The following is a 16,672-nucleotide window of genomic DNA, read 5'->3' as shown; positions in this document are numbered from 1 at the left end:
GGGAGGGGATTCTATGAGAAACAGATTTCTGCTTTTTCTTGTTGTTCTCTTGACTGTTTCATGTTTCGCAGTTCCGCTTCAGCTATCAAGCGAAGTAGGAATTCACACAGACGCGTGGAAGACCAGAATGGAGGGGTTTACAAAAGAGACCGGAATCGAAGTGGAAATTCAGCAGTTTCCTTATGCAAATTACCTTGATCAGCTAATGCTCGGATACACTTCCGGAAGGGTAGAGATAGACGTACCTTACATTTCTATGCTCTGGTACCCGGCTCTTTCGATTGCGAACTACATCTATCCGATCAGCGATATTCCTGGATACGAGAAGATCAACGAGTCGGACATTCCGGGAATAAGAAACGCCAAACTGAACGGCAAGACGTACATCGTACCCTACATGAACGAACTCGGAGGAATAATTTACCGTAAGGACCTTTTCGAAGACCCGACGGAAAAGGCTAACTTCATTGCCAAATACGGCTACGAACTTCAGCCGCCACAGACTCTAGAGCAGTACAGAGATATCGCAGAGTTTTTCAACAGGCCGCCGGATCTTTACGGTGTAACTCTCATGGGAAGAAGAAGCATCTTCCTTGCGACTCACTTCATGCAAAGGCTCTGGGCAAAAGGCGGAGCGTTGCTCGATTTGAACATGCGCCCTATCTTCAACTCCGAAGCCGGCATCGAGGCTCTCGAAGAAGTGAAGTACATGTTCCAGTTCGCCAATCCCGCTGCAATGAACTATGACTTCCAGGAAGCCCTGAATGAATTCATAGGTGGACGCAGCGCAATGGCAGAGGTTTGGACAACTGGAATGTTCTACGTCGAAGATGAATCGAGGTCCTCTGTAGTCGGCAAGGGTGGTTTCGTCGGATTCCCACGGCCAGAAGAGAAACTGGGAGAGAAGCTTCCGATGCTCTACATTTCCTGGGGGTTCTCGGTCAGCAGTGCGGCTCAAGACAAGGAAGCGGCTCTGGATTGGTTGCTTTATGTTACAGAGACGCAGAACGAAGTTGAAGCAGCACCTACGGGCAACATACCTGCAAGGTTCTCGGCTCTCAACAGTCCGTTACTTGCCGAGTCGTTCCCATGGATCGGCGATTTCGCTGCGGCTATGGAAAACTGTATCCCGACGCCTATAGTACCCTTGATTCCCGAAGGCGGAAGCATTGTGAGCGGCATAATAGCTCCGGCGGTTTCGGAATTCCTGGCAGGAACAAAAACTGCCGAACAGGCTTTGAATGACGCAGTTAAGGAAGTCGACAGACTTATGAGAGACGGAGGCTACTATTGATTTGATACAATGCCGGGTCGAAAGACCCGGCTATTCTTATGATAGGTGATCAGATGAAGTCGAGACATAGATCTAGAGGTTATTCGTATATTCTTCCTTCAATGGTTTTTATAGTCATAATCTTCATGATTCCACTGACATATACGGTCGTGATGTCCTTCTTGCGGTGGAATCTGCTCAGGCCAGATCTGGGCATAAGGGCGGCGGGCTTCAGCAATTACGTCAGGCTATTCACCGACCCGTTCACGCTGGACACTGTGGGAAGGACCTTCTACTTTGTTATGGGGGCAGTCTTAATTGAGCTGATTGCGGGGCTGTGCATAGCTCTTGCTCTGGATACGGAATTCAAAGGCTGGAAGATCGTTCAGTCGGTTTTGCTGGTCCCATTCATGATCGCTCCCGTTGTCGTCGGGTATGTCTGGCGGTTCGTCCTGAACAGCGATTATGGACCGATAATCCATTTGCTCAGGCAGATTGGACTTGGAGGACTTGTCGAGAAACCCCTTCTATCAAATCCCTCTGCGGCGATGCCTGTATTGATTGTTGCAGATGCCTGGGAGTACATTCCATTTGTGACTCTCGTATTGCTTGCAGGGCTCAAATCAATCCCTTACGAGCCGTATGAAGCAGCATTTGTGGATGGAGCGAGTTCACTTCAGAGATTCTATTACATAACCTTGCCGCTTCTCAGGCCTTCAATACTGGTCGCAGTGGTAATAAGGACCCTAACATCTCTGCGTGTCTTCGATATTGTATTTATAATGACCGGAGGAGGTCCCGGAACTGCTACAGAGACTCTCGCCTTCTACGGTTACAGAACAGCCTTTCAGTCGTACAATGTCGGCTTTTCATCGGCAATTAATATGTTGACATTCGCAATAGCTGTGGTCTTCACGATACTGTACATGAAGATAATAGGTGGTGGAAAGAACTATGCTTAGGAGGAAACTCTTTACCAGAATAGTGGTCTTTGTAGTCATAGCTGTGGCGCTAATCTGGACTCTGGTACCACTGGCTTGGATACTACTTTCCTCTTTCAAATTTGAGGCCGACCAGTTCTCGATGCCTCCCAAGTGGTTCCCAGAACGTATTACCTTCCAGAATTACGCGAAATTCTTCGGGAATTCAGAGTTTGTCAGCTCTTTAATCAACAGTGTCATGATAACGTTTTTCTCGACAGTTATAGCCCTTATGCTTGGCGTGCCGGCGGCTTACGCTCTGGCAAGGTTCGACTGGAAACATGCAAACACGATCGCTTTTGTCGTCCTGCTAGCAAGAATGACGCCGCCGATCGTCATGGTCCTGCCCTTCTTCATGATCGCCAGATATCTGGGAATCTCGAATACTTACCTTCCTATCGTATTGGCGCTTTCATTTTTCAGCGTCCCGTTCGCGATCTGGATGATGCGCGGTTTCTTTCAGGAGATCCCCACCTCTCTTGAAGAAGCTGCCATGATAGATGGGTGTACGCGATTTCAATCGTTGAGGATAGTCGTCCTCCCTCTCGTGATGCCAGGACTCTCGGCCACGTCCATACTATGCGCGCTCATCGCTTGGAACGAGTTTCTGTTTGCCCTGGTTCTTACAGGCAGAGACACCAGACCTCTACCCGTTCTGGTCAACATGTTTGTAAGCGAAAGAAACATAGAATGGGGAGTAATGAGCGCGGCGGCAATAATCACCGTACTCCCTATGATCGTTTTCGGTCTGCTCGTGCAAAACGACCTTGTTCGAGGTCTTACAATGGGAAGCTCTAAGTAGAGCCTGGATTCAAGATTAGCAGGTTACGGCCAAAAGAAGCAGTAGGATTAAACCGTCGGTTGCATCGATTCCTTCAATAAATTCATTCCTTTCCAAATCGCCCCAAAAACACATACGATTTTTCAATTCCTGGAATTGTCTTCAGGAACCGAAGCATGTAGTTTGTCGTATGGGATAATAATCGAAACTGGAAGACGGTTTTTGAACAGGGGGTATGTGGAAATGCCAAGAATGCTTGTTGCAACTGCGCCAGGAAAAGCGGAGATTGTTGAATACAGGGACAGGAAGATTGCTGCGAACGAGGTTATGGTTGAAGTCGAGTTCGCTTCTCCAAAGCACGGTTCGGAGATAGCAGATTTCAGAGGCGAGAGCCCGCTTATAGACGAATATTACGATGACGACTGGAAGCTCTTACTCCCTCGATCGCCGGATCAGAAAAAAGGAGTTGAGTTCGGTTCCTGGAATCTCGGCAATATGTGGGTAGGTAAAATCGTCGTGAAGGGTGTGGATGTGAAGGACTATGGTGTTGGCGAGAGGGTCTGTTCTTACGGAGGAATTCGCGAGACTCATATTGTAAACGCCTTAGGCAATCATCGTCTATTGAGAGTTCCCAAAGCTGTCTCCTGGAAGAGCGCCGTGTGCTATGATCCAGCTCAGTTTGCTCTGTCTGGGATCAGAGACGGGAATGTGAGACCGGGTGATCATGTTGCAGTAATAGGGCTTGGAGCCATAGGACTGCTTACAGTCCAGCTCGCGAAGAAGATCGGGGCCAGCCCCGTGATAGCAGTCGACCCCATTGAAGTCAGACGGGAGGCTGCGCGAAACTCAGGAGCAGATTTTACTTTGGATCCAAAAGCGTGCGATGTTGGACTAGAGATCAAGAGCCTTACCGCTAAAACCGGTGCAGATTGCATAATCGAGACAAGCGGAGCTCCCTCCGCTCTGCAATCGGCTCTCAGAGGTCTTGCACATGGGGGAACGATTTCCTACGTTGCCTGGGCAAAGGAGTTTCTCGGGGGCATCAATTTTGGACGTGAAGCCCATTACAATTACGGACGGTTGATCTTCTCCCGTGCGGCAAGTGAACCGGGACCCGACTATCCGAGGTGGGACAGAAAAAGGGTTGAAAGAGTCTGCTGGGAGATGATATGCAAAGGTTCTATTCGCGGCGATGAAATAGTCAGTCCCGTCGTCGGCTTTGAAGAGTCCGCTAAAGCCTACTGCAAATACGTCGATACAAGTCCCGAGCTGAGCATCAAGCTCGGAGTTGCCTTCTGAAGGCTCATAATAATCCATGAGTCGGGAGGTGATCGGGAGCTATTTGCAAATGCCGCGATTGACCTCTGATGATCTTGATTATAGATTCTCCCTCGAAGAGGGGAACGAGCAGTAGCTGAGGGCGCAAGTCTCTGAAGACCAAGAGACTCCTTTGTATAATCGTAATTGGAAAAGGCAGGTTTGCTGGAGAAATTCCGTTATCTGATCAGAAAGCAAGGCCCTTCAATCGTGAACAGGACACACGATTGGAAACGCGCTTCAAAAAACACAGTTTGGTATCTGTGATAATGAAACCGATTTGTGAACTGAGAAAAGAGATGATCGAACTTCAGAAACAAAGATGTGAAAAATTGCGGGCTACCAAGAGAGAATAGATAGCTTGTCTTAAATCCAGTTGAATCTACGTCAATGACTAACCTGTGAAAGGGGGAATATATGAAGCTGGTCACTCAAGACAAGGAGTTCTTTCCTTCAAAAATGGAGGAGAAAATGAGTTTCATGTATAAGCTGGGTTTCGACGGTTTCGAGATAGATGGAAGACTCTTGATCGAAGAGTTCGCCGAAGTGAAGGCGGCCGTTCGTTCCACCGGCGTTCCAGTTACAAGCGCATGCGGCGGTTACCGCGGCTGGATAGGAGATTTCTCGAGCGAGAGGAGATCTCAAGCAGTAAAGGATATCGTAGAGATCCTGAAAGCACTTGCCGACGTCGGCGGGAAAGGTATAGTAGTTCCTGCCGCCTGGGGAATCTTTTCGAAGAGACTTCCACCTATGGTCCCCCCTAGAACCGATTCAGAAGATACGTCAGTTCTGCTTGACTCCCTCGAAAGCTTGGACAAAGTGGCCGCCCAAACTGACACCTTTATCTATCTCGAGCCCCTTAACAGGTATGAGGATCACATGCTTAACACCCTGCAATCTGCCGCGGAACTGATAGAGCTGGGCGGATTTTCGAATGTCAGACTTACCGCTGACGCCTTCCATATGAATATAGAGGAGGCCGATCTTCGTAAAAGCATTGTGCAGAACAAGGAGTATATTGCGCACGTACATATCGCCGACAGCAACCGCTATCAACCGGGTCAGGCCCATCTTGATTTCGATTATTTCTTTTCTGCACTTTCGCAAATCGATTACAGCGGAAACGTGGTCTTTGAATGCAGGGTTGCTGGAGACGACCCGATCGAGAGATACAGAGAATCCTGTTGCTTCATAAGAAGCATAGTTGGGAACACCGACACATGAGAAACGACAGACTCCGGGTTGCGATAATCGGTGCTGGGCAGATAGTCGAGGTTACACATTTGCCCATTCTTTCATCAATGAGGGAGAAATTGGATCTTGTCGGGATTGCAGACATTGTTGCGGAGAGAGCCGAAAGACTGGCGACCAAATTCGGTGTAGAACGGGCTTTCCAAGATTATGAGGAGATGCTTTCGCTTCTCAAGCCAGATGCAGCACTTGTCTGCACGCCGAATAGATTTCATGCGGCTGCCACAGTGACCGCACTTAGGACAGGTTGCCATGTCTTCTGTGAAAAACCTCCTGCTATGACCAAGGAAGAGGTCTACCAGATGATGGTCGCTTCGAGGAAAGAAGGAAGGATTCTTTCTTTTAACTTCAATTACCGGTACAGGAGCGAGGCAATCGCTATCAAGAAGTTCGTTGATAACGGCGATCTTGGCGAAGTCTATCTTTGCGAGGGGAACTTCTTGAGACGGCGCGGGGTACCCGGCTGGGGTTCCTTCTCAAACAAGGAAATGCAGGGCGGAGGACCCCTGATGGATATCGGCGTGCACATGCTCGATCTCGCCCTCTTCATGATGGGTTTCCCAGAACCAGAAAGCGTGACGGCCAGCACCTACTGCAAGATAGGTAACAAGAAGGGTGTCGGTCTGATGGGCAGCTGGGACCCGGGTAAATTCAATGTTGAAGATTCGGCTTTTGGGTTCGTGAAATTCGCAAACGGAGCATCATTGATTCTGAAAACGGCTTTCGCGTTGAACATGAAGGATCGTTCAACAATGAATCTTCAGATCTTCGGCGACAGGGCAGGCGCCACAGTCTTTCCGCCCGAAGTATTCACTGAAATTCACGGCGAGCTGGCAGATATTTCTCTTCCCTTTGTAGAAGATAAAAACTGCTATATGAGATCGTTAGGAGCATTTTTTGATCGTTGCCGGGGAGGGAGCGCTGAATTACCCAATCCCGAACAGGCATTTCTCGTTCAGAGCCTCCTCGACGCCTTTTATGATTCGGCCGAAAGTGGTTCGCCCGTGATATTCGAAAGGGGCTCAATGCAATGAAGATCACAATTCTAAACGGCACCAATAAGGAAAGAGGCACTTTTGAAGAGTACCTGGAAAAGCTCATCGAATCTCTCTCAAAGATGAAGAATGAGATTCAGTATTTCAAGCTGAGAGATCTGCAGATCAAGCAATGCATGGGATGTTTTGGATGCTGGATCGAGACTCCTGGAGAATGCATCATTCCGGATGACACAGTCAAAATCAGACGGGCCGCAGTGAATTCCGATCTACTTCTTTTTGCTTCACCGCTCGTTCTCGGCTTCACCACATCGATTCTTAAGAAAGCAATCGACAAAATGATTCCGATCGTCCATCCCTATTTCACAGTAAGAGCTGGCGAAATCCACCATAAGAAGCGCTACAAGACTTACCCGCTCTTGGGTGTCCTGATCGGGAAAGAAATCGATACAGACGAAGAGGATCTGGAAATAGTTCGGGCAATATATGAACGGGTGGCAATTGAGATGGCAACCAGTCTTGTATTCTTCGATTCCGTTGAGAGATCGCCTGAGGAGGTCGCATATGCGATTACTAGTCATTAATGGATCACCTAGAGGAAGCAGGAGTAACTCACTCGTAATTGCGAATCACTTCTTGAGTGGAATAAAAGCCGCTCTCCAGAACGATCTCCAGCCAGAAGTTGTGAACTTGATCGAAGAGCATTCGGCCCTCTCTGATGTGACAGATAGAATCGCCGTTACAGATAAGGTTCTCTTTGCCTTCCCCTTGTATGTGGACAGCATGCCAGGCTTGGTGATGGGGCTATTTGAGACCTTATATAACTTGAGGGGGAGGTTATCGGGAAAAGAGTTCTTGTTTTCCATCCAGTGCGGCTTCCCTGAGACTCTGAACCTGAGATTCGTCGAAAGATACCTGCAGAAGCTTACAGGAAGACTCGGAGCAGACTATGGGGGATGCATCAGCAGGGGAGGGATGGAAGGAGCGAGATTTCTTTCTGAAGATTCGCAGATACTTCAGAGATATCGGGAACTCGGAGAGATCTATGGAAAGACCGGTAAGCTAGACAAAGATCTGCTCGGAAAAATCGCAGATCCGGAGAGAATACCATTGGCCGCCAAAGCGATCGCTCTGGCCCTTTCCCCGATCGGCATTTTCGACAAATACTGGAACAAACAACTTAAGTCAAACGGGGTTTTCAGAAGAAGGAATGACAGACCTTACGAAGAATAGATACGAATCTCGTGACTGTTTTCCCTTATACTACTAAATTCTGCAGAGTGAACGTCTTTGTGAAGGAAATCCGGAAGCTCGATAGGTCTTCACAAGCTCTGCGGGTTATTCATCACTGACTGCAAAGACTAACGGTTTCTTCTTGAACTCGGTGTTATAGGAGAAGCCTATTGCCACAACGAAGTCCTCTCGCATAATAGGCAACTCTCGACTGGATCAATCACACGGTATCCTCTCTCTTCGACAAGAACCTCGTCTGAAAACAGCACAGTCTAGGGGGTCACTTTTTTGCCCTCATTCCACCAACTTAGATTTCGAATTTGATAGATCCTTCTCTATTAGCCGTTATTAGGCCAATGGCTTTGGCAGAACCGTCTTCTCTGGCAATGAAGTGAGCGCAATCGCTTCCCAGAGAACTGCGGCCGTTGCTTTTGTGTATTGACGAAGTTGTCACCGATTCTGAAAGCTCATCATGATCTTTAAGTCAGAGAGTTAAATTCCACTAATATGCTGGTCTATGCGCGAATCTTATTTGGCTCCTGCCGATCCTGATCTTAAATCCTCCCTTGAGGGAGGAGGGCCACGTAGTGGCGGAGGGTGTAGGTCTTTGTACACGAGAAGAGCCGACGCTCTGAAATAGTACTCTGAGAGCGGTTGCTCGGTGTTAGTTTTTGGTCTCTGGCAGGAGCATACCTATGGATCACAGACCAAATAACGCAAAGTAGTGAATACATCGTTCAATTTCTAACAGGCCGACCTATTCTAAACGTTGTTCAAAGAGCACACACCCCACCGCAAGCGGTCCCCCCCGCTCGAGCGGGGATTTAGATCAAGAGCCAGGAAGAGCCGGGTCTAGGGTCTGGAAAGAGCAGAAGTGATGCTGGGAAGAACATCCCAGGAAGTGATGCCCGGAGTAGCATCCGGGGAAGTGAGGCTCGCTGCGCGAGGAAGTGATGCTGCTTCGCAGGAGGCAACAAAACGTAAGAAGCCAAAGTGAAGAGAGAAAAGCGGCTCTAGTTCTGACGCTACGCGTCCAGGTTCTTTTAAGAACGCTAGAGAAAAAGAGAGGGGAGACTGAAGAGACGCGAGATTTCAGGCCGATTATGGAACTAAGGAATAAGATGATTGAGCTTCAGAAAAAATAATGTGGGTAATGACAAGAGTCTGAAAGGATGCCTTCACTAGATTGATAGCGCATTCGATCGTAACTCTTCGCCGCAGGCTGCGACAAACTTACCTCATAGCTATTTCCCTTGAGGAAGACCGTGTCATAGTATGGAAGCCAGAAATACCCTCCGTCATGGAGATCTTCACTCAAGCTGTCTTTTATGAGCCAAGCCCAGGTCCGGGCGCACACGCAATCGATATGGTATCGTCCCAGCCCGCGATTGTAACCATATGAACAAGAGAATCGACTGGAGACTCGTTGTCACAATGGATCTGAGTCGCACGAAAAAACTTTAGAGAAAAACCGGACCGGGTACAGGTAGCTACTTTTCGTTCATTATGTCAATGCTTGTGGCGAATAAGTCCAATCAACTTCGCAATCTCAATTACGGGAATAGGCACCAGTGAGAGAAGGAGAGCCAGAACGTACATCGGCGTCTCCAGTTGAGTCAATCCGAAAACTGTCGCGAAAGGAGAGATGAATACAACTGCAGCCACCATGGCCAGCGATGTCAACACTGCAAGAGATAGTACCTTGTTTGAAAGGATCCCGATTCTGAACAGCGAGTGGTTTGACCGCATATTGAACGAGTGAAAGATCTGAGTTAAAGAAAGAATGACAAAGGCCATGGTTCTCCCGACAACAACATCTCCGGTGCTCTTCCAGCCAATCGCAAAGCCGATCAAAGTGAGGATGGCAAACATAGCTCCTTGAAGAAGAACCTGAATACCAAGTCCCCTGGCAAAAATGCCTTCATTCTTGGGTTTAGGCTTTCTTTTCATGACATCCTTCTCTACTGGCTCCATACCGAGAGCGATCGCCGGAAGGCTGTCGGTCACTAGGTTTATCCAGAGCAGTTGTGCAGATATCAGCGGAGCTTCTCTCCAGATCATCATTGCTGTAAAGACTGTGAGTATCTCTCCAATGTTTGTTCCCAGCAGGAAACCAACCACTTTTCTGATATTGTCGTATATGCCGCGACCTTCCTTAACGGCATGCACAATCGTCGCGAAATTGTCGTCAGTGAGCGTCATGTCGGCCGCGCTCTTCGCAACATCGGTTCCGGTTATTCCCATCGCACATCCGATATCTGCGGCTTTTAGAGCCGGAGCATCGTTCACCCCGTCCCCAGTCATTGCAACGACTTCACCCTTCTTTTGTAATGCACGAACGATCCTTATCTTGTCTGACGGAGATACTCTTGCATAGACCGAGATGTCTCTTACTCTCCTGTCCAGTTCATCATCAGACATTTTTGAGAGCTCGATTCCGGAGACAACCTCATCTCCGTCAAGCAAGATGCCGACTTCTTTGGCAATAGCCGCAGCCGTGAGTTTGTGATCGCCGGTGATCATCACGGGTCTAATCCCTGCCTGGCGGCAAAGTCCGACGGACTCTTTCGCTTCGGGACGCGCCGGATCTATCATAGCAACGAGACCAAGGAACGTGAGACCACTCTCAATCTCGGCTGGATCAAGGGTCGCTGGAATCGTATTGATTTCTCTGGAGGCTATGGCAAGAACTCGAAGCGCACTGCTTCCCATTTCCTCCGCGATCTCTTTCCCCTTTTCGACTTCTCCGGATGTGCATCTTGTGGCGACTGAATCTATCGCGCCTTTAACAATTACCACGTTCTTTCCATCGATGCCGTTAATAGTTGTCATCATCTTACGTTCTGAATCGAATGGTATCTCGGCCAGTCTCGGATACTTTTTCTCTATCTCATCTTTTAGGATCCCATTTCTCATGGCCGCAAGCACTATAGAGGTCTCGGTCGGGTCACCGATGTGCTTCTCTTCTCCATCCTCAATAACGACTCTTCCGTCTGAACAAAGCGTCGCATACAGCAAAAGGTCCCTCATTTCAGACGAGTTGTCACCGCTGATGTCCTCAGTAACTGACGAGGCAGCCGAAAAGGCCTTGACAAGGGTCATCTTATTCTGTGTGAGAGTCCCCGTCTTATCTGAACAGATTACAGTGGCGCTTCCGAGAGTCTCCACGGCGGGCAGCTTTCGAATTATAGCGTTTCTCTTCACCATTCGTTGGACTCCAATGGCAAGCACAACTGTCACGATCGCCGGAAGCCCTTCCGGAATCGCCGAAACTGCTAGCGAAACAGAGATCATGAAGATCTCCATTATTGGAATACCTTCGATGAGCCCCACAAGAAAAATCACTGCACAGGCAATAAGAGCGGCGATGCCGAGATACTTCCCGAGAACGGCCAGTCTGTGTTGGAGAGGAGTTTGGGTATCTTCTTCTCCAGAAAGCAGGCCCGCGATCTTTCCCATTTCTGTCTTCATTCCCGTCTCAACGACGACGCCCTTCCCTCTTCCATAACTGACGCCGCACCCTGAAAAAACCATGTTGTGTCTATCACCGAGAGAAGCCTCTTCCTTAACGATTGCATCTGCCGATTTCTCGGAGGGGACCGATTCACCGGTAAGGGCAGACTCATCGACCTTCAAACTCGCGCTTTCAAAGATTCTCGCATCGGCAGGAACGAAGTCACCGGCCTCGATGAGGATAATATCTCCCGGTACCAGCTTCGATGCTCGAATTAACTTTTGTTCTCCGTCACGAATTACCCTGGCGTTTGGTGAAGAGAGCTTTTTCAAAGCATCCAGAGCCTTCTCTGCCTTACTCTCCTGTATTACGCCGATAACAGCGTTCAGGATTACAATAAGTATTATCAGAACCGGCTCGAAGAACCCTTCCTTTTCGAAGATCGAGACAATAAACGAAATCGCGGCGGCGGCAATCAGAATGATTATCATTACGTCCTTGAACTGCTCTGCAAAGCGTTCAAGATTCGTCTTCTTTCTCTCCTCGCGGAGAGTGTTTTCGCCGTATTTGCCCAGACGTTCTTCCGCTTCAGAAGAACCTAGGCCAATTCCTGGATCGACATCAAGTTCTTCGGTAACCGCTTTTGTCTCAATGAAATGCCAAGTCATAAAATCCCTCCACCACATCTATTTGTCTAATTATTCATTTCAAAACTAATGAAGTCACACTAGAAGGCTTCGTGAAATCTTCCCACTGGTGAGCTCCGATCACGATTGACCAGGAGTTCCTGTCCTCAGCGAAATCTCGGTCCCATTTATCAGGGAAGAGAGAACAACTCGAAATGATTGAAGAAAGGAGCTACGCAATTCTTCATCACTCATCAGACTCTTCTTTTTGAAATCGTCGTAGTAAGCCGCAAAGGTTACAAGCGGAATTATCGAGAAAAAGAATTTGAAGAGCGTCATTTCTGAAGAGTAGTTGAAGTCACTATCGGCCTCGGAAATCGATTTGAAAATCGGGTTGTCATCGGTATCTCTTGTAAGATCAAGCAGTCTGAAAAGGTCGTCGTGGTGTTTGCTTTCTTTCAAGGATTCGTACATCAATATTCTCAGAGTCAGCCTGTTCTCAATGAGATAGTCGAGTATCTTGTCGTAATAGGAGAGTGACCTCTTCACGAAACGCGCAACCGAATCTTCATCTATGAACTTCATCCTGTCATGCTCTATATCTAGCTCTCCATCTCTTATCATCTGGATAATACTTGCCTGAACGAAGTCCATAGCAATCGTCGTCGCATCTCTTAGCAGAGAATCCACCACGTGGCTCAGAATTTCTTCTTTGCTATCGAAGTAATAGTATATGAGACCTTTGGTTACCCCCGCAGCTTCCGCTATCTCACTTGCGGTTGTCGCGTGAAATCCCTTTTGAGAAAACAACTCTATCGATGATTTTATTATTCTTTCTCGAGCCTCGTTGACATCTGAAGATTTCAATATAGACCTCCTGACTGACCGGTTAGTCAAAGATATTATATACCGTTATCGCTGACTGTCAATAGATAGAAAAATGAATAAGACACCTAATTGAAGAAAATGAGGCTTCAAAACAACACGCAAAGACGAATGCACCTCTTCAGCTCTCGGAAAGCTTATCATTACACGTAAGTCAGGGAGTCAAGTGCCATAAATATGCCGGATCTCGCGTGAGTTTGTATTTGACTCCTGATGATCCTGATCTTAAGTCCTCCCTCGAGGGAGGAGGGCCACGTAGTGGCGGAGGGTGTAGGTCTTAGTATGCGAAAAAAACCGATGCTCTGAAATAGACCGATGTGAGTGATTGCTCGATGTTAGTTCTTGGTCTCTGGCAGGAGCATACATATGGATTACAGATTAATAACGTGAAGTAGTGAATATATCGTTCAATTGCGAACAGGCCAATCTATTCTAAACGTTGTTCAAAGAGCACACACCCCACCGCAAGCGGTCCCCCCCGCTCGAGCGGGGATTTAGATCAAGAGCCAGGAAGAATCGGGTCTAGGGTCTGGTAAGAGCAGAAGTGATGCCGGGAAGAACATCCCAGGAAGTGATGCCCGGAGTAGCATCCGGGGAAGTGAGGCTCGCTGCGCGAGGAAGTGATTCTGCTTCGCAGGAGGCAACAAAACGCAAGAAGCCAAAGTGAAGAGAGAAAAGCGGCTCTAGTTCTGACGCTACGCGTCCAGGTTCTTTTAAGAACGCTAGAGAAAAAGAGAGAGGGGAGACTGAAGAGATGCGTGAATTCTAGCGGATTCTGGAATTGAGGAACAAGATGATTGAGCTCCAGAGAGGACGATGTGGGTAATGATTAGCATAGAATGAGCACCATCTGAATGCGGCAGAGATCGAATTTCATGATTCCCTTAGAAGAAATTCAATGCTACTTCGACTCTGAAACTACTTAAGCCATCGATTCTTCCAAAGTTCTTCTCGTTCTGCATAAAACTCAAAGATCAAAACCAAGATTGTAGACCTTTTTTAGAGCCTCCTCTCTTTCATCTTCACTCAGCTCGCTGCACATTCCGAAACTAACAGAAAACTCCATAGAAACGAAGTCACAGATCTCCCTCATACTCTTTTCGACAATTTCGGCTCCGGAATTAGGATCCTCACCACCGTAAGTCATGAGAAGAACGAACTTCTTTCCTTTGAAGGCCTTTTCGTAGTCGAGTGCGTACAATCTGTCAAGGAAAGTCTTCAACTGAGCACTCATATTCCACCAGTATATGGGTGTGGAAAAGATAATCACATCGGCGGCAAAGACTTCACCATAAAGATCAAGCATGTCGTCATTAATTACGCAGGATTCGCCACCATTTTTGCATTTGTCGCAGCCCGCGCACGGTTCGATCTTCTTACCATGAAGAAAGACGGATTTCAACTCCAGCTTATCGTGTCCCTCTCTCATCCCCTTCGTGAAATAATCCAGGACAAGCATAGTATTGCCCTTCAATCTTGGACTTCCCATAACAGAGAATACCCTCATAAGCGGATCACATCCTATTAGAAGTTTTCGTATCGGAAAAACCCTTCAGCCGAAAAATGCCATCTTCTCTACTACTCCATCCACTTCTTTATTTAACAAAGGGGTAGTACGAAGGAACAACAGTACTAGCCGATTAGAAGTACAGATCGAATCCCAACAATACCGGCAGCGGCCAGAAGAACAACGAGTAATTCACTCTGTTAGTCATTTTCGTAACATCGATAATGCTTAGAGCCGGTGATATTCGAGGCTTTGAAAGCTTAAGAGTCGTGAAAGAGAAGGCAGATGAACCTCTGAGACCTACAGCAATCATAAATCTTCTTCCAAAAAGATTGAAAGAAAGATTTTCAATTCCAGAGAAGAGTCTTCCGCTGATACCAGCCTCAAAACTATGGTGAACGTTGTCATAGCTGTAAGAAACCGTGGGACCAGCGTACAACATGACTTGAGTGAAATCTATAGGGCCAATGCTCCAGGGATTTGTAAGCTTAAAACCAAAATGATAGTATCCCCTTGCCGAGAAGGTCTGAAGGATGAAGGGAAAGTAAGCGATTGAAGCTCCGATATTGTTTGTGTTGAAAGTGTATCCATACGCAGAAACAGAAAGAACCAAAACTAAAGTCACTACGAGCAGTAATTTCTTCATTATTTCCACCTCCCGACTGAAGTATATCATCTAGATCTTCTCGAAAAGAAGCTCTAGAAAGGGCTTAGGCTATTGTCATCGGCAGGTATTCTCTTTCAGGTCAGAAGAATTTATTCTCCGTATGACCCTTTGAAAGGCAAAGATCGATCGAGACTATCTCTTTCTAAGAAAACTTGACTCAACCAATATTGAAGTGTAAAATCCTATATGTACGTACATTCTAACTGGGGGCGATTGCCATCACTCCAAAGTATACTGTCATTGAACGTTACCTGCTCGAAGAACTCAAGTCCGGGAAATACTCTGTAGGGGATAAACTCCCCACAGAGAAGGAATTGATGAACAAGTTCAGTGCCAGTAGAGAGACAGTTCGAAAAGCTTTGGATCGACTCTCTTTCAAAGCGGCTATCGTGAGAAGACCGGGCCTTGGAACCTTCGTCAGCTATGGCAGCGATAACCACCTTGTCGGCATTCTTGTGCAACAGATAACCAGCTACATATTCCCCTATATTGTTCTCGGAGCTGAAGATCATCTCTTCCGGAACGAATACAAGATGCTGTTGGGTAATTCAGCGGAAGATCCAGTGAAGGAGAGGCAGATTCTTACGGAGTGGATCGAATCGGGAGTGAAGGGCTTAATAATCGACCCAGTTTACAGCGCGACGAAGAGGTCAAACAAGGATCTCGTAAAGTCCATGGCCAAATCCGGAGTGAAGATCGTTCTCGTCCACAGTGACTGGAATATCGATAACGTAAGCTGCAATGTCCTCGATGACGCATACGGAGGGGAAAAGGCGTCGGAAATCTTCTTTGAATACGGCCACCAGAGAGTAGCTGTAATCTACAAGTCAACACATCTGCCGGGCGTCATAAGGGCAAAGAGTTTCGTCGACCGTTGCAAGCAGCTTGGATTTACTAAGATTTACGAGAAGTCCTTCAACGTCTCGGAATTTACCGGAGCGCCTATGCAGATAGCTCATGAACTCATGTCTCTCCCCTCTCAGCTGCGTCCGACAGCAGTATTCTGCTACAACGATGCGACTGCTCTTCAGCTTCAGTTAGTAGCCAAAAGACTGGCGCTGAATATTCCCGAAGATATATCCGTAATCGGATTTGACGACGGACCAATCGGAGATTTCAGAGAAGTCCTAACCACCTTTGCCCACCCTAAAGAAGAGGTGGGGAGGAAATCTGTCGAGATTCTCCTGGACATGCTAAATGGTTCCAATACTCATAGAGTTGTTCACCAACCGGAATTGATAGAGAGAAGCTCAGTAGCAGAAGCGAAACAGTATCTCAAGTGAAATGTGAGAGGCTGAGGCTAAGGTGTTCGAGGACCAGTTCTCTGGGGACTGGATTTGAGACGCAACTTTAGATTTATTAAGAGCGAGGGCAGTTTCTGATAAGAGAAAGAACAAAGCGGTTTCACATGGCCTGAAGATTTAGGAATGACGGAAGTCCCCCGTTGGCGATAACCAGCCGTGATGTAGGAAGAGCACACTTCGCTAGAGTAGAATCACGTCCTCTTTTAGAAGAACTTCTGAAAGCCGTAGTATGAGATTCAAGGCTCCAGTTTCGTATAGCGGAAACACCCACCTTTCAGAATGACAGGACCGCAGCACCTCAACGATTCTCAATTCCTCACCTTATCCAAACGGCGTTTTCAAAAACAGTCTATCTAGTTCTTCTTTTCCAGTCAGAAGAAGTTGAAACTGAATTTTGCG

General features: G+C 47.4%; 13 protein-coding genes. 9 read left to right on the top strand and 4 right to left on the bottom strand.

The window, feature by feature from the left end; translation table 11 throughout:
* Positions 1-13 precede the first annotated feature (13 nt).
* From Y697_RS09925 to Y697_RS09890, 8 genes are all read left to right on the top strand, one after another.
* Complete coding sequence (locus Y697_RS09925; protein ID WP_121551465.1) at positions 14-1,294, top strand: ABC transporter substrate-binding protein; 1,281 nt, start codon at positions 14-16, stop codon at positions 1,292-1,294.
* Positions 1,295-1,395: 101 nt separating this feature from the next.
* Complete coding sequence (locus Y697_RS09920; protein WP_259462478.1) at positions 1,396-2,235, top strand: carbohydrate ABC transporter permease; 840 nt, start codon at positions 1,396-1,398, stop codon at positions 2,233-2,235.
* Positions 2,228-3,055: a carbohydrate ABC transporter permease gene (locus tag Y697_RS09915; RefSeq protein ID WP_121551463.1), complete on the top strand. Its 828-nt coding sequence runs from the start codon at positions 2,228-2,230 to the stop codon at positions 3,053-3,055. The genes Y697_RS09920 and Y697_RS09915 overlap by 8 nt, the downstream gene beginning before the upstream one ends.
* A gap of 222 nt (positions 3,056-3,277) precedes the next feature.
* A complete protein-coding gene (locus Y697_RS09910; RefSeq protein ID WP_121551462.1) occupies positions 3,278-4,333 on the top strand; it encodes a zinc-binding alcohol dehydrogenase in 1,056 nt (351 codons plus the stop codon).
* Positions 4,334-4,768: 435 nt separating this feature from the next.
* Positions 4,769-5,575, top strand: coding sequence for a sugar phosphate isomerase/epimerase (locus tag Y697_RS09905; protein WP_121551461.1), 807 nt, complete (start codon positions 4,769-4,771; stop codon positions 5,573-5,575).
* Positions 5,572-6,636, top strand: coding sequence for a Gfo/Idh/MocA family protein (locus Y697_RS09900; protein WP_121551460.1), 1,065 nt, complete (start codon positions 5,572-5,574; stop codon positions 6,634-6,636). The genes Y697_RS09905 and Y697_RS09900 overlap by 4 nt, the downstream gene beginning before the upstream one ends.
* Positions 6,633-7,181: a flavodoxin family protein gene (locus Y697_RS09895; RefSeq protein WP_121551459.1), complete on the top strand. Its 549-nt coding sequence runs from the start codon at positions 6,633-6,635 to the stop codon at positions 7,179-7,181. The genes Y697_RS09900 and Y697_RS09895 overlap by 4 nt, the downstream gene beginning before the upstream one ends.
* Positions 7,162-7,830: an NAD(P)H-dependent oxidoreductase gene (locus Y697_RS09890; RefSeq protein WP_183083775.1), complete on the top strand. Its 669-nt coding sequence runs from the start codon at positions 7,162-7,164 to the stop codon at positions 7,828-7,830. Before Y697_RS09895 ends, Y697_RS09890 begins: the two co-directional genes overlap by 20 nt.
* 1,509 nt (positions 7,831-9,339) lie before the next feature.
* Here Y697_RS09890 and Y697_RS09880 read toward each other — a convergent pair.
* The 4 genes from Y697_RS09880 to Y697_RS09865 all read right to left on the bottom strand — a co-directional run bounded on the left by Y697_RS09880 (position 9,340) and on the right by Y697_RS09865 (position 14,948).
* Positions 9,340-11,952 (bottom strand): calcium-translocating P-type ATPase, PMCA-type, encoded by a 2,613-nt coding sequence (locus Y697_RS09880; protein WP_121551456.1) that lies wholly within the window; start codon positions 11,950-11,952, stop codon positions 9,340-9,342.
* A gap of 99 nt (positions 11,953-12,051) precedes the next feature.
* Positions 12,052-12,777, bottom strand: coding sequence for a TetR/AcrR family transcriptional regulator (locus Y697_RS09875; protein WP_121551455.1), 726 nt, complete (start codon positions 12,775-12,777; stop codon positions 12,052-12,054).
* Positions 12,778-13,762: 985 nt separating this feature from the next.
* Positions 13,763-14,302, bottom strand: coding sequence for a flavodoxin family protein (locus tag Y697_RS09870; protein WP_121551454.1), 540 nt, complete (start codon positions 14,300-14,302; stop codon positions 13,763-13,765).
* 133 nt (positions 14,303-14,435) lie between these two features.
* Positions 14,436-14,948 carry a hypothetical protein gene (locus Y697_RS09865; protein ID WP_121551453.1) on the bottom strand — a complete coding sequence of 171 codons (513 nt, stop codon included), beginning with the start codon at positions 14,946-14,948 and terminating at the stop codon, positions 14,436-14,438.
* A gap of 239 nt (positions 14,949-15,187) precedes the next feature.
* Here Y697_RS09865 and Y697_RS09860 point away from each other — a divergent pair, with 239 nt between their 5' ends.
* Entirely contained in the window at positions 15,188-16,252 is a 1,065-nt protein-coding gene (locus Y697_RS09860) for a GntR family transcriptional regulator (protein WP_183083782.1), read from the top strand.
* Positions 16,253-16,672 lie beyond the last annotated feature (420 nt).

The organism is Mesotoga sp. BH458_6_3_2_1, from assembly GCF_003664995.1.
GTDB lineage: Bacteria > Thermotogota > Thermotogae > Petrotogales > Kosmotogaceae > Mesotoga.
The sequence above is the reverse complement of the archived record's forward strand: the minus strand, read 5'-3'. Positions and strand labels throughout refer to the sequence as shown.